General features: G+C 69.3%; 20 protein-coding genes and 1 pseudogene. 14 read left to right on the top strand and 7 right to left on the bottom strand.

Features of this window, described 5'->3' with window-relative positions; all coding sequences use genetic code 11:
- Window positions 1–551 (bottom strand): annotated as a pseudogene (locus tag A5787_RS27780) (hypothetical protein); the annotation flags it as partial.
- A gap of 79 nt (window positions 552–630) precedes the next feature.
- Here A5787_RS27780 and A5787_RS18140 point away from each other — a divergent pair.
- Genes A5787_RS18140 through A5787_RS18120 form a run of 5 tightly spaced genes read left to right on the top strand, consistent with a single transcriptional unit; the run spans window position 631 to window position 5680 of the window.
- Window positions 631–2136: a carboxylesterase/lipase family protein gene (locus tag A5787_RS18140; protein ID WP_066969457.1), complete on the top strand. Its 1506-nt coding sequence runs from the start codon at window positions 631–633 to the stop codon at window positions 2134–2136.
- 18 nt (window positions 2137–2154) lie between these two features.
- The gene (locus A5787_RS18135) at window positions 2155–4152 is read left to right on the top strand and encodes a phosphotransferase (protein ID WP_066969455.1); all 1998 of its coding nucleotides are present in this window, start codon (window positions 2155–2157) and stop codon (window positions 4150–4152) included.
- On the top strand, window positions 4128–4646 hold the full coding sequence (locus tag A5787_RS18130) for a gluconokinase (RefSeq protein WP_231994034.1): 519 nt from the start codon (window positions 4128–4130) through the stop codon (window positions 4644–4646). The genes A5787_RS18135 and A5787_RS18130 overlap by 25 nt, the downstream gene beginning before the upstream one ends.
- A gap of 47 nt (window positions 4647–4693) precedes the next feature.
- Complete coding sequence (locus tag A5787_RS18125; protein WP_066969451.1) at window positions 4694–5083, top strand: hypothetical protein; 390 nt, start codon at window positions 4694–4696, stop codon at window positions 5081–5083.
- Between the two features lie 18 nt (window positions 5084–5101).
- Window positions 5102–5680: an AAA family ATPase gene (locus A5787_RS18120; protein ID WP_066969449.1), complete on the top strand. Its 579-nt coding sequence runs from the start codon at window positions 5102–5104 to the stop codon at window positions 5678–5680.
- Window positions 5681–5686: 6 nt separating this feature from the next.
- Here the strand turns inward: A5787_RS18120 and A5787_RS18115 are convergent, their stop codons facing one another.
- Entirely contained in the window at window positions 5687–6676 is a 990-nt protein-coding gene (locus tag A5787_RS18115) for a DoxX family protein (protein ID WP_066969447.1), read from the bottom strand.
- Window positions 6677–6773: 97 nt separating this feature from the next.
- On the opposite strand from A5787_RS18115, the gene pncA reads away from it, so the two are divergent.
- Window positions 6774–7334, top strand: coding sequence for a pyrazinamidase PncA (gene pncA, locus A5787_RS18110; protein ID WP_066969445.1), 561 nt, complete (start codon window positions 6774–6776; stop codon window positions 7332–7334).
- Window positions 7334–8134 (top strand): nuclear transport factor 2 family protein, encoded by an 801-nt coding sequence (locus tag A5787_RS18105; protein WP_066969443.1) that lies wholly within the window; start codon window positions 7334–7336, stop codon window positions 8132–8134. The genes pncA and A5787_RS18105 overlap by 1 nt, the downstream gene beginning before the upstream one ends.
- 12 nt (window positions 8135–8146) lie before the next feature.
- Here A5787_RS18105 and A5787_RS18100 read toward each other — a convergent pair whose 3' ends face one another.
- On the bottom strand, window positions 8147–8497 hold the full coding sequence (locus A5787_RS18100) for a DoxX family protein (protein WP_066969441.1): 351 nt from the start codon (window positions 8495–8497) through the stop codon (window positions 8147–8149).
- Window positions 8498–8665: 168 nt separating this feature from the next.
- Here A5787_RS18100 and A5787_RS18095 point away from each other — a divergent pair, with 168 nt between their 5' ends.
- From A5787_RS18095 to A5787_RS18075, 5 genes are read left to right on the top strand one after another with little or no spacing between them, the layout of a single operon-like run.
- Window positions 8666–9589, top strand: coding sequence for a sigma-70 family RNA polymerase sigma factor (locus A5787_RS18095; RefSeq protein WP_066969439.1), 924 nt, complete (start codon window positions 8666–8668; stop codon window positions 9587–9589).
- Window positions 9579–10901 (top strand): sugar ABC transporter substrate-binding protein, encoded by a 1323-nt coding sequence (locus A5787_RS18090; RefSeq protein WP_066969437.1) that lies wholly within the window; start codon window positions 9579–9581, stop codon window positions 10899–10901. The genes A5787_RS18095 and A5787_RS18090 overlap by 11 nt, the downstream gene beginning before the upstream one ends.
- On the top strand, window positions 10898–11833 hold the full coding sequence (locus tag A5787_RS18085) for a carbohydrate ABC transporter permease (protein ID WP_066969435.1): 936 nt from the start codon (window positions 10898–10900) through the stop codon (window positions 11831–11833). Before A5787_RS18090 ends, A5787_RS18085 begins: the two co-directional genes overlap by 4 nt.
- Window positions 11820–12662, top strand: coding sequence for a carbohydrate ABC transporter permease (locus tag A5787_RS18080; RefSeq protein WP_066969433.1), 843 nt, complete (start codon window positions 11820–11822; stop codon window positions 12660–12662). The genes A5787_RS18085 and A5787_RS18080 overlap by 14 nt, the downstream gene beginning before the upstream one ends.
- A gap of 2 nt (window positions 12663–12664) precedes the next feature.
- Window positions 12665–13735, top strand: a complete 1071-nt coding sequence (locus A5787_RS18075; protein WP_066969431.1) for an ABC transporter ATP-binding protein — start codon at window positions 12665–12667, stop codon at window positions 13733–13735.
- A gap of 66 nt (window positions 13736–13801) precedes the next feature.
- Here A5787_RS18075 and A5787_RS18070 read toward each other — a convergent pair whose 3' ends face one another.
- Window positions 13802–14089, bottom strand: a complete 288-nt coding sequence (locus A5787_RS18070; protein ID WP_066969429.1) for a DUF3349 domain-containing protein — start codon at window positions 14087–14089, stop codon at window positions 13802–13804.
- Window positions 14090–14321: 232 nt separating this feature from the next.
- Here A5787_RS18070 and A5787_RS18065 point away from each other — a divergent pair, with 232 nt between their 5' ends.
- Both A5787_RS18065 and A5787_RS18060 read left to right on the top strand, forming a co-directional pair.
- On the top strand, window positions 14322–15158 hold the full coding sequence (locus A5787_RS18065; RefSeq protein WP_066969427.1) for a DUF3097 domain-containing protein: 837 nt from the start codon (window positions 14322–14324) through the stop codon (window positions 15156–15158).
- Window positions 15159–15338: 180 nt separating this feature from the next.
- Window positions 15339–16217 (top strand): universal stress protein, encoded by an 879-nt coding sequence (locus A5787_RS18060; protein ID WP_066969424.1) that lies wholly within the window; start codon window positions 15339–15341, stop codon window positions 16215–16217.
- A gap of 90 nt (window positions 16218–16307) precedes the next feature.
- On the opposite strand, the gene A5787_RS18055 is transcribed toward A5787_RS18060, so the two are convergent.
- Genes A5787_RS18055 through A5787_RS18045 form a run of 3 tightly spaced genes read right to left on the bottom strand, consistent with a single transcriptional unit; the run spans window position 16308 to window position 19905 of the window.
- Window positions 16308–17843, bottom strand: a complete 1536-nt coding sequence (locus tag A5787_RS18055) for a bifunctional 3-(3-hydroxy-phenyl)propionate/3-hydroxycinnamic acid hydroxylase (protein ID WP_066969422.1) — start codon at window positions 17841–17843, stop codon at window positions 16308–16310.
- Window positions 17840–18778 carry a fumarylacetoacetate hydrolase family protein gene (locus A5787_RS18050; RefSeq protein ID WP_066969420.1) on the bottom strand — a complete coding sequence of 313 codons (939 nt, stop codon included), beginning with the start codon at window positions 18776–18778 and terminating at the stop codon, window positions 17840–17842. The genes A5787_RS18055 and A5787_RS18050 overlap by 4 nt, the downstream gene beginning before the upstream one ends.
- Window positions 18775–19905 (bottom strand): VOC family protein, encoded by a 1131-nt coding sequence (locus tag A5787_RS18045; protein ID WP_066969418.1) that lies wholly within the window; start codon window positions 19903–19905, stop codon window positions 18775–18777. The genes A5787_RS18050 and A5787_RS18045 overlap by 4 nt, the downstream gene beginning before the upstream one ends.
- Between the last annotated feature and the right edge of the window lie 65 nt (window positions 19906–19970).

The following is a 19970-nucleotide window of genomic DNA, read 5'->3' as shown; positions in this document are numbered from 1 at the left end:
GGCAGCGGTAGTCGCCGAATGACAGCGAATCCCCGTTCGCCAGCTCGGGGCCGTTGCCGTTGGGGCCCGGGCGGGGGGGCGGCGCGCGCCGACCCGACCTGAAGGTTGGTCCCGTCGAAGTCGACCCAGCCGCCTTTCCAGTCGCCGTAGGCCGTGTCCGGTCGCGGCGGGGGATTGGTCAGGTTCACCAGGCACGCCAGCGCACCGCCGGTGTGCGGGGCATCGGTCATGCAGGAAACTTTGCCGCCTTGGGCGGTCAGCGCGATGTCGTTGCCGAGCGGCGTGGTCGCGCCCTCCCGCGTCGCGCTGCGATAGCGGCCCGGATCGGCGGGATGACCTGCCTCGATCCAGGCGATGACGTCGGAGATGGCGGCACCGGAGGCCGGCGTGCCGGACGGCGCCGGCGGTTTGCTGCCCGACGGCGCGGTTGTCGTCGGGGCGGCGCCGGCCGAGGTCTCCGAGGTGGTTTGCGGCCGTCCCGCGGTGTCGCCGGCCGGGTGAGAGCATCCGGCGACCAGCAACGTGGCTGCGACCAGCGCGGCGATCCGCATCCCGCCAGGCTAACCGCCACGCCCCGGGATTCGGCCGCTACCCGCGCCCTGGGCCGTGGTGTCGGCTACCGTCACTGGTATGCATGAGCGCACCATCCGCGCCCGCACCACCGCCGGCACCGTCGAAGGCTTCACCCGCGATGGCGTAAACCGCTGGCGATCCATCCCTTACGCCCGCCCGCCCGTCGGGCCGCTGCGCCTGCGGGCGCCGCAGCCCGCGCCGCCGTGGTCGGGTGTGCGGCACTGCCACGGCTTCACCCACTGCGCGCCACAGCAGCGCCGCTACACCCTCCTCGGTGTCGGGCGCTACCAGCCCATGAGCGAGGACTGCCTCACCCTCAACGTCGTCACGCCGGAAGCCGCCTCCGACAAGCCGTTACCGGTGATGGTCTTCATCCACGGCGGCGGCTACATCCTGGGCAGCTCGGCCACGCCGCTGTACGACGGTGCCGCGCTGGCGCGCCGTGGCTGTGTGTACGTGTCGGTCAACTACCGCCTGGGCGCCCTGGGGTGCCTGGATCTGTCGTCGCTGTCGACACCCGAAATCGCCATCGACAGCAACCTCTACCTGCGCGACCTGGTGCTGGCGCTGCAGTGGATCCGCGACAACATCGCCGAATTCGGCGGTGACCCGGCCAAGGTCACCATCTTCGGGGAGAGCGCGGGCGCGCACATCACCGCGACGCTGCTGGCGGTGCCCGCCGCCGAAGGCCTGTTCGCCCAGGCCATTTCGGAGAGTCCGGCCTCGGGCATGGTCCGGTCGCGCGAAACGGCCGCCGAGTTCGCGACGCGCTTCGCCCGCCTGCTCGGCGCCCGCCGGCAGGACGCGGCCACCGCGTTGCTGCGGGCGTCCGCGGCGCAGTTTGTCGAGACCCAACACCGGCTGATCGACGAGGGCATGGAGAACAGGCTCGGGGCGTTCCCGATCGGCCCGGTTTTCGGCGACGACGTGCTGCCCGTGGACCCGGTCGAGGCCATGCGGACCGGCCGCGCGCACCGGGTGCCGCTGATCGTTGGCACCAACGCCGAAGAGGGCCGCCTGTTCACCCGCTTCCTGCGCATGCTGCCGACGAACGAGTCGATGATCGAGGAGCTGCTGGCCGACACGGAACCGGCTGCCCGCGAACGCATCACCGCCGCCTACCCCGACTACCCGGCGCCGTCGGCCTGCATCCAGCTCGGCGGCGACTTCGCGTTCAGCTCGGCGGCCTGGCAGATCGCCGAGGCGCACGGTGCTCACGCGCCCACTTATCTGTACCGGTACGACTACGCCCCGCGGACGCTGCGCTGGTCGGGCCTGGGCGCCACGCATGCCACCGAGTTGCTGGCGGTCTTCGACGTCTATCGCACCCGGTTCGGCGCGCTGCTGACCGCGGCCGCGGATCGACGCGCGGCGCTGCGGGTCAGCAATCATGTGCAGCGACGGTGGCGGTCTTTCGGCCGCACCGGGTCGCCGGGTGATGACTGGCCCGCCTACACCCCCGACGACCGCGCCGTCATGGTGTTCGACCGCAAGAGCCGGATCGAGTTCGACCCGCACCCCCATCGCCGGATGGCGTGGGACGGCTTCTCACTGGCGCAGTGACCTGGCACGCTGTCCGTCATGCATGCCGACACAGAGCAAGTCATCGAACGACCCGGCGATCTCACGGCCGCCTGGTTGGCCGCCGCGATCGGCACCGGACCCATTGCCGACTTCGCCGTGGAGCGCATAGGCACCGGCCAGATGAGCGAGTGCTACCGCGTCCGGCTCACCTACGCCGATGGCGACCCAGACGGGCCCGAGTCGGTGGTGCTGAAGGTCGCGGCGTCCGACCCGGTGAGCCGGCAGACGGGCTCGGCGCTGGGGCTCTACGAGCGTGAGGTCCGCTTCTACGGCGACATCGCGCCGCGCCTGGGCGGGCCCATCGCGCCCTGTTATCACGCCGCCGTCGACACCGCGACCGGCGCGTTCGACCTGCTGCTCGGCGACGCGGGACCCGCCGTCGTCGGCGACGAAATCGCCGGCGCGACAAGCGAACAGGCCCGCCTCGGTGTCGTCGAGTTGGGGCGGTTGCACGGGCCGCTGCTCGGCGATCCGGCGCTGGCCGACGCGCCGTGGCTCAACCGCGACTCGCCGCTCAACCAGGCGATGATCGCCCCGTTGTACGCCGGCTTCATCGACCGGTACGGCGAGGAGATCGCGCCCGAGCACCGCGTCGTGTGCGAACGCCTGGTGGCCGCGTTCGACGGCTACCTCGCCCAGGAGTCGGCGGCGGACCGGATTCGCGGCCTGGTGCACGGCGACTACCGCCTGGACAACATGTTGTTCGGCACCGCCGGGGCCGACCGCCCGCTGACCGTCGTCGATTGGCAGACCGTGTCCTGGGGCCCGGCGCTGACGGACCTGGCGTACTTCCTGGGCTGCGCGCTGCGTACGCAGGACCGCCGGGAGCGCTACGACGAATTGTTGCGCGCCTACCACGAGGCGCTGGGGCCGGCGGCGCCGATCGGCCTCGCCGACGTCGCCGAAGGCGTTCGGCGCCAAAGCTTTTTCGGCGTGATGATGGCGATCGTCTCGTCGATGCTGGTGGAGCGCACCGATCGCGGCGACCGGATGTTCATGACGATGCTGGAACGCAACTGCGACCACGTGCTCGACACCGACGCGTTGGCGACCCTTCCCGCCGCGGTGGCGGCGGAGCCGCTGCGGCCGACCGAGGAGGACGAGCTCGCCCACGCCCCGACCGCCGAACCGCTGTGGAGCGAGAGCTGGTACGCCGACTTCGCCGATGCGGCACAGGGATTGGGCGGCTGGTTCCGCGTCGGCCTGATCGCCAACCGGCGCACGGCCCTGGTGCACGCGCTGCTGTGCGGACCCGACCTGCCGACCGTCGCCGTCGATGCCGAAGTCCCGCTGCCCCAGGACCCGTGGCTGTTGCGCACCGACGAGTTCGAGGTCGGCCACTCCGCCAGCGCGCCGCTGCAGGCCTACCGCGTCGACGTGCGGGCGCGGGCCCGGGCGTACCCCGACCCGTCGGCGTTGTTGCGCGGCGAGCCGGGAACCGCCGTCGAGATGACGATGAATCTGGTGTGGGCCACCGACGGCACCCCGTACAAGTATCGGGTCACGACGCGCTACGAAATCCCTTGCACCGTCACGGGAACCGTCACAGTGGACGGCAAGAGCTACCGCCTCGACTCGGTGCCCGGGCAGCGCGACCACTCCTGGGGGGTGCGTGACTGGTGGAGTATGGACTGGATCTGGAGCGCGTTGCACCTCGACGACGGCACCCACCTGCACGGCGTGAACATCCGCATCCCTGGCGCGCCGACGTTCAGCATCGGCTACGCCCAGGACGCCGGCGGCAACGTCGTTGAGCTGGATACCGTCGCCTCACGAGAAGCCTTCGCCGACAACGGACTACCGCTGAACGCGACGCTGGAGCTCAACCCGGGTGGCATCACCGCGGACATCGAGGTGCGGGGCCAGGCGCCGGTGCGCCTGGTCGCCGCCGACGGGCGGGTGAGCCAGTTTCCGCGCGCCTGGGTCAGCGTCAGCACGGCGGACGGCCGCGCCGGAGTGGGTTGGGTGGAATGGAACCGCAACCTGCCCGAGTAGCCGCCCGCTCACCCGTCGTGGTGATGGGCGTCTCGGGATCGGGCAAGTCGACGGTGGGCGCGGCGTTGGCGCGACGGCTGAACGTGCCCTTTGTGGACGCCGACACCCTGCACCCGCCGGCCAACGTCGCCAAGATGACCGCCGGTGAACCGCTGAACGACGACGATCGCTATCCCTGGCTGGAAACTGTCGGCGACTGGCTGGCCCACCATGGCGACGGCGGGGTGGTGAGCTGCTCGGCGCTGAAGCGCAAGTACCGCGACCAGCTGCGGGCGCACTGTCCGCGGGTGGAGTTTTTGCACCTGCGCGGCTCGCCGGAACTCATCGGCGGCAGGCTGGCCGCCAGGCCCCGCCATTTCATGCCGGCGGCGCTGCTGCGGTCGCAGTTCGACGCGTTGGAACCCCTCGGCGCCGACGAGACCGGGGTCACCGCGGACGCCGGCCGCGCCGTCGACGCCATCGTCGACGACTTCGCGGCGGGGGCGGACGTGTAGCATTATGCTACAATTTGTAACGAAGTGCTGCAGGACGGAGGAAGGTCATGGCTGAGTCTCTCGACCGCGTGACACGGGTGGCCGCCGACCTGATGGACAGCGCCGCGTCTGAGGGTGCCCGCCAGAGCCGTTCGGCCAAGCAGCAACTCGACCACTGGGCGCGGGTCGGACGTGCGGTATCCAGTCAGCACACGACCTCTCGGCGACGGGTGGAAACCGCGCTGGCCGGTCACTTGGCGACCGGCGACCTCACCGTCGAGGAGGGTGTCGTGTTCAACGCCGAAATCTCGGCGGCCATCGAGGAAAGCCTGGCGCGCACCAACTACGGGGCGGCGCTGGCCGGGCAGGGGATCGCCACGGTAGCCCTCAACGACGCCGGCGATATCGTCGAGCACCGACCCGACGGCACGGAGGCGCTGCTTGCCGCCGAGCGCTGACCGTGGCCCGGCGGCTCGATGAATCGATTCGACCTGGTGGTCGGGCCAAACGGTGCCGGCAAGTCGACCTTCATCGCATTCACCCTCTCGCCGCTGTTGCCCGGAAGTGTCGTGGTGAATGCCGACGAAATAGCTCGGCAGCGCTGGCCGGAGGACCCGGCCTCGCACGCCTATGACGCGGCGCGAATCGCCGCCGAAACCCGGGCAAAGCTGATCGAGCTGGAGCGCAATTTCGTTGCGGAGACGGTGTTTTCGCATCCGTCGAAACTGGACCTGATCCGCAGTGCGCGCGGACACGGCTTCACCGTCGTTCTGCATGCGCTGCTCATCCCGGAAAACCTTGCGGTCGAGCGCGTCAAGCACCGCGTGCTGGCCGGCGGCCACCACGTGCCCGAACCCAAAATCCGCGAGCGGCACCGCCGCTTGTGGGCACTGGTTGCCGACGCCATCGCTCTATCCGATTTGGCGACCGGCTACGACAACAGCCGCCTGCGCGGGCCGCGCATCGTCGCCCAATTCAGCGGTGGCGAGGTGGTCGGCGCCCCCGATTGGCCGGTGTGGGCGCCGGAGGAACTTCGGTCGCGCCGGGCGAAATAAGCGCGCTTACCAGGGGCGGCGGCGGCGCCGACGGCTGGGAACCCCGTCGCCGACCCGTTCGCGGGCGGCGTCGGCCAGTTGACCGCCGCGCGCGGCCGCCGTGTTGGCGAACTCGCTGCCCCGCAGCCGCGCGATCTCGGCGAGCTCCACCCCGCGGTCCCGCGCCGTGTCGGCCAGCTCCTCGCCGCGCTTGCGCGCCTTCTTGGCCAGCGGCGCGCCCTTTTCCGCCGCCGTGCTCGCCAGTTCCTCGCCGCGCTTGCGCGCCTTCTTGGCCAGCGGGGCGCCCCGTTCCGCGGCGGTGCTGGCCAGCTCGCGCCCACGCTCGAGTGCGGCCTCGGCATAGGGCGCGCCCCGCTCGGCGGCGGTGCTGGCCAGTTCGCGGCCGCGTTCGAGTGCGGCCTCGGCGTAGGGCGCGCCCCGCTCGGCGGCGGTGCTGGCCAGTTCGCGGCCGCGTTCGGCGCCGACCTGCAGGCCGTGCGCAATCCGCTCGCCGAGCTCGTCGAATGTGTCGTCGGATCCCGGCAGCGCCGAGGAAACCCGTCCGGAGAGCCGCTCGGCCGCCTGACGTCCCCGCCAGCCCAGCGACGGCTTGCCGGCCGTGTCGGCGGAGGCGATCATCAGCCCGCCCAACAGGCTGAGGTCGGTCAGAAAGTCCTTGCGCTTCTGGGCCTTGAGCGCTGGGTCGCTTTCGCTCCAGAACATGTGCGCGCCGAGGTTGGCCGGCAGCACCGTGAAGGCAAGGGCCGCCGAGGCGATCCGCGGCGCTTTGCCGGTGGCAAGCAGCAAGCCGCCGCCGATCTGGACGGCGGCGTTGATTTGAGCGAATGTCTGGGGGTCGCTGGGAATGCTGCTGCCGACGGGATCCGGCAGGGCACGAAGACCATCGACCGTCGGCGCCGCCGCCTCGGCCGCAGGCTTGGGATTGAGGAGCGAGTCGATGCCCTGGCCGATGAACACCGCCGACAACAGGGGCCTCGCGATTCTGCGGATCAACATGGCAGCTGGGTTACCCGACCGACCGCCAAACAAACCGTGCCCCACGCGGGTCCGGCTGAACGCCCAGCTAGTGGGCCGCCGCGGCTAGGGTGGACCCGTGCGAGCGTTGGTCATCGTCGACGTGCAGAACGACTTCTGCGAGGGCGGCTCCGTGCCGGTTCGCGGCGGCGCGCAGGTGGCCTCCGCCATCAACGACTACCTGGCCGGCGAGCCCGGTTACGACCATGTCGTGGCGACCGCGGACTGCCACGTCGACCCGGGTGATCACTTCTCCGAGCGCCCCGATTTTTTGTCGTCGTGGCCGCCGCACTGCGTCGCGGGCAGCGCCGGTGCGGAATTTCATCCCGGCCTCGACACCGGTCCGATCGAGGCCGTCTTCCGCAAGGGCGCCTCGGGCGCGGCCTACAGCGGCTTCGAAGGCTCCGACGAAAGCGGCACCCCGCTGCTCGAGTGGTTGCGGCGGCGCGGGGTCGACCAGGTCGACGTCGTCGGGATCGCCACCGACCACTGCGTCCGGCGGACGGCCGGGGACGCGGCCCGGGCCGGCCTGACCACCAGGGTGCTGCTGGATCTGACGGCGGCGGTGGCGGCCGACTCGGCCGCGGCAGCGTTGGAGGAGATGAGAACCGTCGGCGTCGAGCTGGTGGGCGGACGCTGATGGTGGTGCCGCTGGATCGGGAGCATCTGCTCGTCGCGGTGGAGCGCTCACCGCAGGCCGCCGCCGCGCACGACCGCGCCGGGTGGGTCGGGCTGTTCACCCCCGACGGCCGCATCGAAGACCCGGTGGGATCCCGGCCGCACCGGGGGCACCCCCAGCTCGGCCGGTTCTACGACACCTTCATCGGTCCGCGTGACATCACGTTTCATCGCGACCTCGACATCGTGTTCGGCACAACCGTTCTGCGCGACCTCGAGCTCGAGGTGTCGATGGGTCCGGCCGTGACGATGTACATTCCGGCGCTGCTGCGCTACGACCTCCGAGAAGCCAACGGCAGCTGGAAGATAGCCAGATTGCGCGCCTACTGGGAGTTGCCGGCGATGATGCTGCAGTTCCTGCGAACCGGGCCGCGTGCGGCGTCACCCGCCGTGCAGCTGTCGCGGGGCCTGCTGGCCAACCAGGGGTTGCGGGGGACCGCCGGCTTCATGGCCGGTTTTCGCCGGGCCGGTGCCCGGCACAAGAGGCTGGCGGAGACGTTCCTCGGCGCCGTCGCGCGCAAAGACACGTCCGCGGCCGTGCGTGCGTTAGCCCCCAGTGCCCCAACAACTTTGGGTGACGACGACCCGCTCGACATCGGCGAGCTCGTCGAGCAACTCGGCGGGGCCAACTGGACCAAGGTGATCGCCGCCGGTTCCACGGTCGCGGTTTCGGTCAACGCGGCCCACGGCCGCGGGATCGTGTTCGTCGATGCGGCGTGGCCGGGCAACGCGATCAACCGGATCCGTTACTTTCCGGCCTGACCGTGGCCGAGCTCAGCGCGCGATCATCAGGGCCAGCGTCGCCGCGGACAGGCACAGGTAGGCGCCGGGAAACGCGATGTTGTAGAGGACGTGGGCCCGCAGGTGCGCGATGACCGCGCCGATGAAGAACAGGACCAGCCCGACGGCGGCCGCGATGCCCAGTGCCGGCAGGCCCAGTAGCCCCACCACCAGCCCGGCGGCCCCGGCCAGCTTCGCCGCCGCCAGTGGCGCCAACCACGAGCGGGGCACCCCGACCTCGGCCGAGTTCGCCAGGACGAACCCGGCGGGAACGAGGTCGGCCACGGCGATTCCGGCCGTGACGACGGCGGTTGTCAGCGTGATGAGGACGTAAGCGGTATGCATCTGAGTCAATCCCTTGTCCTACAGCTGTTTCCGCAGCGGCGAGCCGAATGGCCGCGGAGCACGCTGCGGCGCACAATCGGTAGGGTCATGGTGCTGGTCTCCTTTGCGACAGAGAGTTCGATGGATGCGTTCATCTTCTTGACGACTCCCGCGCCGGAAAGGTGACCCATGAGCGCACCAAGAAATCTTGTGGATCTCGCGCAACGGTTCGACGCGGACCGGCGACAGCTGAGGTCGGTCGCGTTTGGGCTGCTCGGCTCGGTGGCCGACGCCGACGACGCCGTGCAGTCGGCGTGGCTGAAGGCCAGCCGTTCGGCGTTCGCGGAGATCGACAACCTGACCGGCTGGTTCACGACAATCACCGCCCATGAGGCGTTCGACCAACTCCGTGCGCGCAAGCGGCGCGCCGAGCAACCGCTCGCCGACGCCGACGAACTCGACCGCCTCGCCGGAACCGCTTCGGCCCCCGCGGACGAGGCCGCGCTGCTGGCGGACTCGGTCAGCAACGCGCTGCTGGTCGTGCTCGATCGGCTGTCACCCGCCCAGCGCGTCGCTTTCGTATTGCACGACGTGTTCGCGATGCCCTTCGAGACCATCGCCGGCCTGCTGGACCGGTCGCCGGCGGCCGCCAAGAAGCTCGCGAGCCGGGCGCGCGGGCGATTGCACGCCGGTCCGGCCGTCGAACCCGCTCGCGCGGCCGCGCATCTCGAGATCGTGGAAGCCTTTCTGGCGGCGTCCCGGGGCGGCGACATCGCCACCCTGCTCGAGTTGCTGGCGCCCGACGTCCTGCGCCGGGTCGACCCGGCGCTGGTCCCGGCGGACGTGCCGACCGAGGTCCGCGGCGCCAGGGAGGTCGCCGAGGAGACCCGCCGCTTCGCCCGGCGCGCGCGGGCCGGCGTGGTGCTGCTCATCGACGGTGTCCCGGGCGTCGTGCTCGCGCCCCGCGGGCGGGCGCAGGCCATGTTGCGGCTCGGCTTCGGGGCTGACAACCGCATCCACACCATCGATATCACCGGCGATCGCGACCGGTTGCGCCACGCGGTACTCGCGCTGCCGGCCGCCGGGCACCATCGGGAGCGCCATGCTCGATAAGCCGTTCGGGCGACGAAGCCTGCTGCGGGGCGCGGGCGCGCTCACCGCGGCGTCGCTGGCACCATGGGCGGCCGGCTGCGCTCCGGACGATGACGCGTTGACCTTCTTTTTTGCCGCCAATCCCGACGAGCGGGATCGCAGGGTGCGCATCGTCGAGGAATTCCAGCGCCAACACCCCGACATCAAGGTTCGCGCGGTGTTGTCGGCGCCGGGCGTGATGCAGCAGCTATCGACGTTTTGCGCCGGCGGCAAGTGCCCGGACGTGCTGATGGCGTGGGAATTGACCTACGCCGAACTGGCCGACCGGGGGGTGTTGCTGGACCTCAACACCATGCTCGCGCACGACGCGGGCTTCGCGGCGGAACTGAGATCGGACAGCATCCCCTCGCTGTATGACACCTTCGCATTCAACGGCGGCCAATACGCGTTCCCGGAACAGTGGTCGGGCAACTACCTGTTCTACAACAAGCGGCTGTTCGCCGAGGCCGGGCTGCCGCCGCCGCCCAGCACGTGGGAGCGGCCGTGGAGCTTCACCGAGTTCCTGGAAACCGCCAAGGCTCTCACCAAGCGCGACGGATCCGGGCGAACCACGCAGTGGGGTTTCGTCAACTTGTGGTTCTCGTACTACTCGGCCGGGTTGTTCGCCATGAACAACGGGGTGCCGTGGGCCACCCCGCTGACCAACCCGACCCACTTCAATTTCGGCGACGACGCCTTCATCGAGGCGGTCCAATTCTACGCCGACCTGTCCAACAAACACCGGGTGGCGCCCGACGCATCCGAGGTGCAGTCGATGTCCACGCCTGATCTGTTCGCGTCGGGCAAGGCGGGGATCGCGATGGGCGGCCACTGGCGCTACCAGACCTTCATCCGCGCCGAGGACCTCGATTTCGATGTCGCCCCATTGCCGGTGGGGCCGCGCCGGCAGGGACAGCCCGCCCGCTCCAACATCGGTTCCACCGGCCTGGCCATCTCAGCGAGCAGTCAACGCAAGGAGCAGGCATGGGAATTCGTGAAGTTCGCGACCGGCCCCGTCGGCCAGGCGCTGACCGGTGAATCCACCCTCTTCGTGCCGGTGCTGCGCTCCGCGCTCAACTCGGCCGGCTTCGCCGAATCGCACCACAGGATCGGCAACCTCGCCGTGCTCACCCAGGGGCCGGCCCATTCGGATGGAATGCCGGTCACCCCGGCATGGGAAAAGATCGTCGCCCTGATGGACCGCAGCTTCGGCCCGGTGCTGCGCGGATCCCGGCCGGCGACGTCGTTGACCGGGCTGTCGCCCTCGCTCGACGAGGTGCTGCGCAATCCATGACATCGACCGATACCCGCAGGAAGGCCAAAGGATCCGGTCCTTTGCGGCGGCGCGCGCGGGCCGGTCGCCTTTTCGTGGCGCCGAACTTGGCGGCGGTCGCGGTGTTCATGATCTTCCCGCTGGTGTTCTCGCTGTACATGAGCTTTCAGAGCTGGGACGTGTTCAGGCCGCCGAAGTTCGTGGGACTGAAGAACTTCCACGAGCTGTTCACCTCCGACCCGCTGTTTCTCATCGCCATCCGCAACACGGTGATCTTCACGCTGGGTACGGTGGTGCCGACCATCGTCATCAGCCTCGTCGTAGCCGGGCTGCTGAACCGGAAGGTCAAGGGCATCGGCGTCATTCGCACCATCGTCTTTTTGCCCCTGGCCATCTCGTCGGTGGTGATGGCGGTCGTGTGGCAGTTCGTCTTCAACACCGACAACGGTCTGCTCAACATCATGCTCGGCTGGGTCGGCATCGGCCCGATCCCATGGCTGGTGGACCCCAACTGGGCCATGGTCTCGCTCTGCGTCGTCAGCGTGTGGCGCAGCGTGCCGTTCGCCACCGTCATCTTGCTGGCCGCGATGCAGGGAGTGCCCGAAAGCGTCTACGAGGCGGCCAAAATCGACGGCGCGGGCGAGATCCGGCAGTTCGCGTTCATCACGGTGCCGCTCATCCGCGGGGCCATGTCGTTCGTGGTGGTCATCTCGATCATCCACGCGTTCCAGGCGTTTGACATGGTCTACGTCCTCAACGGCGCGAACGGCGGCCCGGAAAGCGCGACCTACGTGCTGGGCATCATGCTGTTCCAGCACGCCTTCTCCTTCCTGGAGTTCGGCTACGCGTCGGCGCTGGCCTGGGTGATGTTCGCGATCCTGCTCGTGTTGACCGTCGTGCAGCTGCGCCTCACCCGGCAGCGTTCCCTGGAGGTGTCCGGTGGCCTTGGCTGAGCGGGTGTTCACGCGCAACGTTTTTCGGGCCGTGGTGCTCTACACCGCGCTGCTCGCGATCGCGTGGTGCTGGCTGTTCCCGATCGCCTGGGCGGTGTCCGGCTCGTTGAAAAGGGAAGGCGAGGTGACCGAGCCCAGGCTGTTGCCGGCGCATCCGCAGTGGTCGAACTACACCGAGGTGTTCTCGCTGATGCCGTTCGGGCGCATGTTCTTCAACACCGTGCTGTACGCGGGGTGCGTCACGGCCGGGCAGGTCTTCTTCTGCTCCCTGGCCGGATACGCGTTCGCACGGCTACAGTTTCGCGGTCGCGACACGCTCTTCGTGTTGTACCTGGGCACCCTGATGGTGCCGCTGACCGTCACGGTGATCCCGCAGTTCATCCTCATGCGCGCGCTGGGCTGGGTGGACACGCCGTGGTCGATGATCGTGCCGGGATTGTTCGGCAGCGCGTTCGGCACCTACCTGATGCGGCAGTTCTTCCGAACGCTGCCCACCGATCTCGAGGAGGCGGCGATCCTGGACGGCTGCTCGCCATGGCAGATCTACTGGCGGATCCTGCTGCCGCACGCCAGGCCGGCGGTGCTGGTGCTCGCGGTGCTCACCTGGGTCAATGTGTGGAACGACTTCCTGTGGCCCTTACTGATGCTCCAGCGCGACAGCCTCGCCACCCTGACGCTGGGCCTGGTGCGGCTGCGGGGCGAATACGTCGCGCGCTGGCCGGTGATCATGGCGGCCTCCATGCTGATCATGGTGCCCCTCGTCATCATCTACGCTGTCGCGCAGCGCTCCTTCGTGCGCGGCATCGCCGTCACCGGAATGAACGGATAGTCATGGCCTCGGTGAGTTTCGAGCGGGCGACGCGGCGCTACCCGGCGTCGGATCGGCCCGCCCTGGACGGCCTCGACCTCGACGTCGGGGACGGCGAGTTCGTCGTTCTGGTCGGGCCGTCCGGATGCGGCAAGACGACCTCGCTGCGGATGGTGGCCGGTCTCGAGACGCTGGATTCCGGGCGCATCCGGATCGGGGACCGCGACGTCACCAACGTCGATCCCAAGGATCGCGACGTCGCGATGGTGTTTCAGAATTACGCGCTCTACCCGCACATGACGGTGGCGCAGAACATGGGCTTCGCGCTGAAGATCGCCAAGACACCGAAGGCCGAGATCCGCGACCAGGTGCTGGCAGCGGCGAAACTGCTTGACCTGCAACCCTACCTGGACCGCAAACCCAAGGACCTGTCCGGCGGGCAGCGCCAGCGGGTGGCGATGGGCCGCGCGATCGTGCGCCGGCCGCGGGTGTTCCTGATGGACGAGCCGCTGTCCAATCTCGACGCCAAGTTGCGGGTGCAGACCCGCAACCAGATCGCTGCGCTGCAGCGCCGGCTGGGAACCACAACGGTTTACGTCACCCACGACCAGGTGGAGGCGATGACCATGGGGGACCGGGTCGCCGTGCTGTGCGACGGCGTGCTGCAACAGTTTGCGACGCCCCGCGAGCTCTACCGCAGCCCGGACAACGTGTTCGTCGCGGGGTTCATCGGGTCGCCGGCGATGAACCTGTTCACCCTGCCGATCGTCGACTCCGCGGTGTCGCTGGGGGACTGGCCGATCGCGCTGCCGCGGGAGATGGCCGCCACCGCAACCGAGGTCGTGGTCGGAGTCCGCCCCGAGCACTTCGAACTGGGCGGCCTCGGCGTGGAGATGGAGGTCGACGTGGTCGAGGAGCTCGGAGCCGACGCCTACCTGTACGGTCGAATCACCGGCTCGGGCAAGGTGATCAGCCAGCCCGTCGTCGCGCGCGCCGACGGGCGGCACCCGCCGGAGAAGGGCAGCCGGGTGCGCCTGCATCCCGAGCCGGGGCACTTGCACTTCTTCGGCCCAGACGGCCGCCGAATTTCCTAGCCGAACGTGGGGTTGTGGCGCCAAATCGGCGTGATTCCGCGCCACAAGTCGACGTTGGGCGCCGAACTACCCGCGCGCGCAGCCGATCGCCTGCAGCCGGCGCTGCACGCGATCGATGTCATCCTGCGAGGGCATCGCGTTGGTGACACGGGTGATCGCCACCCCGACGTCGACGGTGCTGATCGGCGCGCACCGGCGCATGATCAGTTCTCTTGTGATGTTGGTGATCTCGTCGTTGGATACCCGCCGACGCGACAACGCCGCCAGCGGCACGTACCCCGTAACCGGCATGCCGGTGGGGTAACCGGCGCGCACGAAAGCGACAATGCTCGATACCCAATGGGACAGGTCCATACGTCCACCTCGCTCACCGCCACACGCTGTGCATTAACGGCACTTAGCAACGTAGCAGTGGTGACGTCATCAGCCCGGTAAGACCACGCAGTTACCTACGACTAATTTATGGTTTTTTCAGGCTTATGTCCGAATCCTTAGCGCTTTAACAATTTCGACGAGCCCAGTGCCCGGGGGCCGGGGTCGGCGCGCCCTCAGGGCGTTTCGCCGCAACGCTTCCTAGTATTGCCGGGTGGTTGATCGCTATGGAACCGATGTTCTGGCCGCCGGGCGGCGCAAGCCCCGCTCGACCGAGCAGCCGGCCGAACCCGGCCTGGTAGTCGAGGACGTGGAGACCGGCTACGTCGGCGCGGTGGTGCGGGTCGAGTACGGTCGCGTCGAGCTGGAGGACCGGCACGGCCATACCCGCGGCTTTCCGCTCGGCCCAGGGTATTTGCTCGAAGGACGCCCGGTCATCCTCACCGCGCCGCGTCGCACGCCGCCCGCTACAGCGGGCAGGACGGCGTCCGGCTCGGTCGCGGTACCCGGTGCGCGTGCCCGCGTCGCGCGGGCCAGCCGCATCTACGTCGAGGGCCGCCATGACGCCGAATTGATCGCGCAGGTCTGGGGTGCGGACCTGCGCATCGAGGGCGTGGTCGTCGAGCACCTCGGGGGGATCGACGATCTGGTGGGCATCGTGGCGGAGTTCCGGCCCGGCCCCGGGCGCCGGCTCGGGGTGCTCGTCGACCACCTCGTCGCGGGTTCGAAGGAGGCTCGAATCGCCGAGGCGGTACGACGGGGGCCGGGTGGCCCCGACACACTCGTCGTTGGTCATCCCTATGTCGACATCTGGGAGGCGGTCAAGCCGCAGCGGCTTGGCCTGGCGGCCTGGCCGACCGTCCCGCGGCAGCTGGAGTGGAAGCACGGTGCCTGCGCGGCGCTGGGACTGCCGCACGCCAGCCAGGCGGACATCGCGCGCGCCTGGCGGAAAATTCGGTCGAGCGTGCGCGACTGGAACGATGTGGAACCGGCACTCATCGGACGCGTCGAGGAACTCATCGACTTCGTGACGCAACCGCCCGGCCCGTAAATCGTACGTTCGGCGCACCTTTCGGCGACTGGCGAGTGACGCGGCGGTTACATCTCGGGGAACTTAACGGCCCCAACGGGTTCCAGCGACAGCACTATGTCCCCAGCGGTTGAGGACTAAAGCCTCACGACCAACGACCCGCCGCCCGATAGCGTCGCTGCTGACGAAGGGAGAAACCAAGTGTCGACATCTACGAAGCGGCTGGGCATCGTCGTCGCGGTCGACGGCTCGCAGGCGGCCGATGCGGCCGCCTGCTGGGCGGCCCACGACGCGGCAATGAGAAACGTTCCACTGACGGTCGTGCACGCGGTGGCCACCCCCACCGCCACCTATCCGCCGGTGCCGTACCCCGAAGCCTTGGTGGCACGGCTGGAGGACGACGGCAAAAAGGCCCTCATGCACGCGGTCAAGATCGCCGAGGACGCGATGCCGGCCGACGCGAAGGTCGCGATCGACCGGGAGTTGGTGTACGCCGCCCCGGCACCGGCCCTGATCAAAATGTCCGAAGAGGCGGAAATGGTCGTGGTGGGCACCTCCGGACGAGGAATGCTGGCCCGCGGCGTGCTCGGATCGGTCAGTTCGACCGTGGTGCGGCACGCGAATTGCCCGGTCGCCGTCGTCCATGACGAAGGTCTACCCGACCGCCGGGACGGCCCCGTGCTCCTCGGCGTCGACGGCTCCGCGATCTCCGAACGCGCGACGGAGCTCGCGTTCGACGAAGCCTCTCGCCGCGGCGTCGACCTCGTCGCCCTGCACGCCTGGAGCGACATCACAACCGAAGTTCCGTATCTGGATTGGGCGACGGTGGAGGAGGAGGCGCAGCGCAGCCTCGCCGAGAGCCTGGCGGGCTGGCTGGAAAGCTACCCGGAGGTGACGGTGCATCGCCGCCTCGTCCGCGATCGGCCGGCCCGGCACCTCATCGATGAGGCGGCCGCCGCCCAGCTCGTCGTCCTGGGCAGCCATGGCCGGGGGGGTCTGACCGGCATGCTGCTCGGCTCAGTGAGCAACACCGTCCTGCACTCGGTGCGGGTACCGGTCATCGTCGCCAGGCCGTCGTAGGAGTCCTAGCCGGTCGTCTGCCCACCGCGAGCAGACGCAAAATCGCACGCCGAACGCCGTTCGCGTGCGATTCTGCGTCTGCTCGCCGATTCAGCCGCCGTGCAAGACGGTACCGGTCCAGGCGCACAGCGCCGCAAGCTCGCGCCCGGCACGCATGACCGTCCGGTCGGGGCGCACCAACGCGGCGTTGGCGCGGCCCCGGCGCAGCCACGCCTCCAGCGCGCTGCCGGGTTGCGCGGGTACGACGGCAACACCGCGCCGGCGCAGCAGCGCTTGGTCGGCGGCGTCGGGCCGACTGGTGGCGACCAGCGCGAAACCCGTGCCGATCACGTCGTCGAGCCGTTGGCCGTTGGGCAGCAACGGGTTTGGGCACAGCGTGCCGGCGAGCCGGCGCGGGCGGCGGGACTTGCACACCAGCGCGGAAGCGCGTAGCGGTGGGGTGGTCGAGTCGACCAGCTTGTCGCGCAGGCCCGGGATCAGCCGCAGCCGGGGCAGCAACACGCGGCGCGCCGCGTCGCCGACGCGACCACCCCCGGTCATCGCCCGGCCGACGCCCAGCGCCAACCGAATCATGTGCCGGGTGTGCGGCTTGCGTTCCCGCTCATAGCTGTCCAGGACGTCCGCCGAGAGGGTGCCGTCGTGGACGCCGGCGATCTTCCAGGCCAGGTTGGCCGCGTCCCGCATGCCCGCGCCCATGCCCTGGCCGATGAACGGGGGAGTGAGGTGCGCCGCGTCGCCGAGGATGAAGATGTTCCCGCGGCGCCAGTGGTCGGCGATCTGCGCGCGGAACGTGTACTCGGCGACGCGCAGCAGCCGCAGTTCGCTGTCGGCGACGCCGGCGGTCCAGGGGGCGATCAGTGGTCGCAATCCGTCGACGGTGCCGAAGTCGTCGGCGCTTTCGCCGGCCAGCAGGCGAAACTCCCACCGGTAGCGGCCCGGTCCGATGCGCATGTAGGTCCCCGCGCGCACCGGGTCGCACACCTGGTGCACGCCGTCCCACTGACGCAGGTCGGCGTCGCTGGCCACGTCGGCCACCAGCCAACGTTGTTCGAAGTTCAAATCCCGCATGGCCGAGCCGATCTGGGCGCGCACGACGCTGTTGGCGCCATCGCACCCCAGCAGGTAGCCGGCCTCGACGTGCTGCACGCGGCCGTCGCGGCGGTCGGTGAAGGTCACGCGTACGCAGTTGCCGTTGTCGGTCAGCTCGGTGACCTCCGCGTCGCCGCGCACCTCGGCGTTCGGGTACCGCTTCAGGTTCGCGCGCAGGACCGCTTCCAATTCGGGTTGATCGAACATGTTGGCCTGCGGGAAGCCGTTGGGGCTGCGGGCCGGATCACGGTTGAACTCGGCGAGCACCCGGGGTCGGCGGGATCGGTTGTCCAGCAGCCGCAGACCCAGCGTGGGCCGCGAAATCGCGGCGAACTCGTCGGCGGCGCCGAGGCGCGCGATGACCCGGTAGATTTCATCGTCGAGGTGTACGGCGCGTGGCTGCGGGTAGATCCCGGGCCAGCGGTCGAGGACGAGGCAGTCCACCCCGTGCTGCGCCAACAACGTGGCGGCGGTGATGCCGGTCGGACCGGCGCCCACAATGACGACCGGAACGCGCCGAATGGGGTCGTCCGTCACGCGAATCGGATTGTGGCGCGCTGGGTTCCGAGATCAATGGCGCCGTCATCAGTGGCCACCGACGCCTCCACGACGTCGCCGCCCTGCAGGTAGTTCCGGTTGCCCGCCTGGCGGGAGAAGAACATCTTCCACTTCACCGCCGGTGGCAGCAGGTTCCCGACGATTTGCATCGCCTTGGGCGGGGCGCTCAGCGCGGTGCCGACCGGGGTGCCCGTGAGAATCAGGTCGCCCGCCGCGAGCTCCTGGAACTGGGTGAGCGACTGCAGCGCCTCCAGCGGCCGATACAGCATGTCGCCGTCGACGAGCGCGTTTTGCCGCTCCTGGCCGTTGACGCTCAGGCGCAGCCGCAGGTCGCCGAACCGCTTGAGCTCGTCGGCCGTCAGCAAGACCAGCTCCGGCCCGACCGGGGTGAACGTCGGATAGGACTTGGCCTCGTAGAACTGCGTCTGGGGCAGTTGGATGTCACGCGCCGAGACGTCGTTGGTGACGACCAGCCCAGCGATGAAATCGGCGAGGTTGGCATCGGAAATCGTTGTGCCGACCGGGATTGCGCGCCCTATCACCAGCCCGATCTCCACCTCGTAGTCGAGCAGCCTGACGTGTGGGGGCTTGACGATGTCGTCGAACGGGCCGTTGATCGACGCCGACGCCTTGCGAAAGAACGTGAGCGGCACCGACGCCGGGTCCATGCCAGCGTCCCGGACATGCGACTCGAAGTTGGTCATCTGCGCCACCACCCGGCACGGCCTGGTGATCGGTGAGATCAGCCTCAGGGTGTCCAGGTCGACGGTGTCCACGCCGGCCGTCGCGGCCTGGATCGCGGCCCGGTCGCTCAGCAGTGCGGAGGTGGTGGTCGCGGCGGTGTCGATCTTCGCGGCGCCGTAGGCGGTCTTGAGCCACCAGGAGCCAGCGGTGTGCAGCACGGAAACGGTCATGAATTGGGCACTTTCAGTAGGCCGACGAGGCGGTTGACATCGAATTCGTTGCGTGCGCGCAGCGCGCTGACCATCGAAACCAACTCGTGTCGAGCCGATTTCACGTCTGATCCGAGGAAGTCCTTCGTCGCCGGCGGGCCCCACTGGGCCAGACCGGACGCGGTGAAGGGCGCCCAGCCGGGCTCGACGGTGTTGTCGAACAGGTCGCCGTCGGCGAAGTGCTCGACCAGGAAACCATCGGGATCGCGCCAGTAGTCGAAGATTTGGCTGCCCTGGATGTGCCTGCCGACGCCCCACGACCGGCGGTAGCCGCGCTCCCGAAGGTATTCGCCGCCGGCCGCCAGGGCGTCAAGGTCGCTGACCTGGAATGCGGAATGCACGTACCGGTCGGCCGGACCCAGCGCCACCGCTAGCGTGTGGTGGTCGGCCGGGGTGGATCCGCGATCGCAGCGAATGAAGCTCATGGTGGGTCCACGCCGGCGCTGGCCCGGGAAGAACAGGAAGTCGCTGACGATCATCCCGAGGTTGTCCAGGTACCAGTTCAGCGCCTCGAGGTACTTCGTCGACTGCATTACCAGGTGACCCAGCCGCTCCACCCGCGCCGGCACCCGCGGGGGACGCTGGCCGACGTTGGTGCGCCGCACGTCGTCGCCGAAATTGAAAAGATGGGGCCGCTGGCCCGTCAGCTCGGGGAGCTCGTGCATGCCGGCGACGACGCGCACCGGTGTTCCGCTGGGGTCGGTCAGGTCGACCGACAGGCCGCCGATGCTGTCCGGCAGCGGCCGCACCGGGGCGCCGGATTTGTCGGACAGGCGCAGCACGTCGGCCTCGTCGGCCGCCTGGAACGCCACGCCGGCGAATCGCGTCTGCGGCCCCCGGCGCAGGATCACGCACGGACCACCGGCACGGGTGCCGCGCAGGTGGAGTTCGTCGGATAGGTGCCGCGCCGTCTGGAAGCCGAAAGCCTGGGCGAACGCCTCGGCGCGCGTGAGGTCGGGCTTTTCGAATTCCAGCCACGCGAGGTCGGCCACTTTGATGACCGGATTGCGGGAGCGGCCGGGGTGCTCACCCCGCAGCGCGCCCTGTTCGCTGTGCAGATCCCGGTGGACGTTTTTCGTCAGGTGCATCACATTCTCCCAAAACTAACTGACGAAATCGTCACATATGGGACGACACTTGGTCAAGAGGTACT

It is taken from the genome of Mycobacterium sp. 852002-50816_SCH5313054-b (assembly GCF_001667185.1).
In the GTDB taxonomy this organism is placed as follows: Bacteria; Actinomycetota; Actinomycetes; order Mycobacteriales; family Mycobacteriaceae; genus Mycobacterium.
This window is presented reverse-complemented; position numbering and strand designations above follow the sequence as displayed.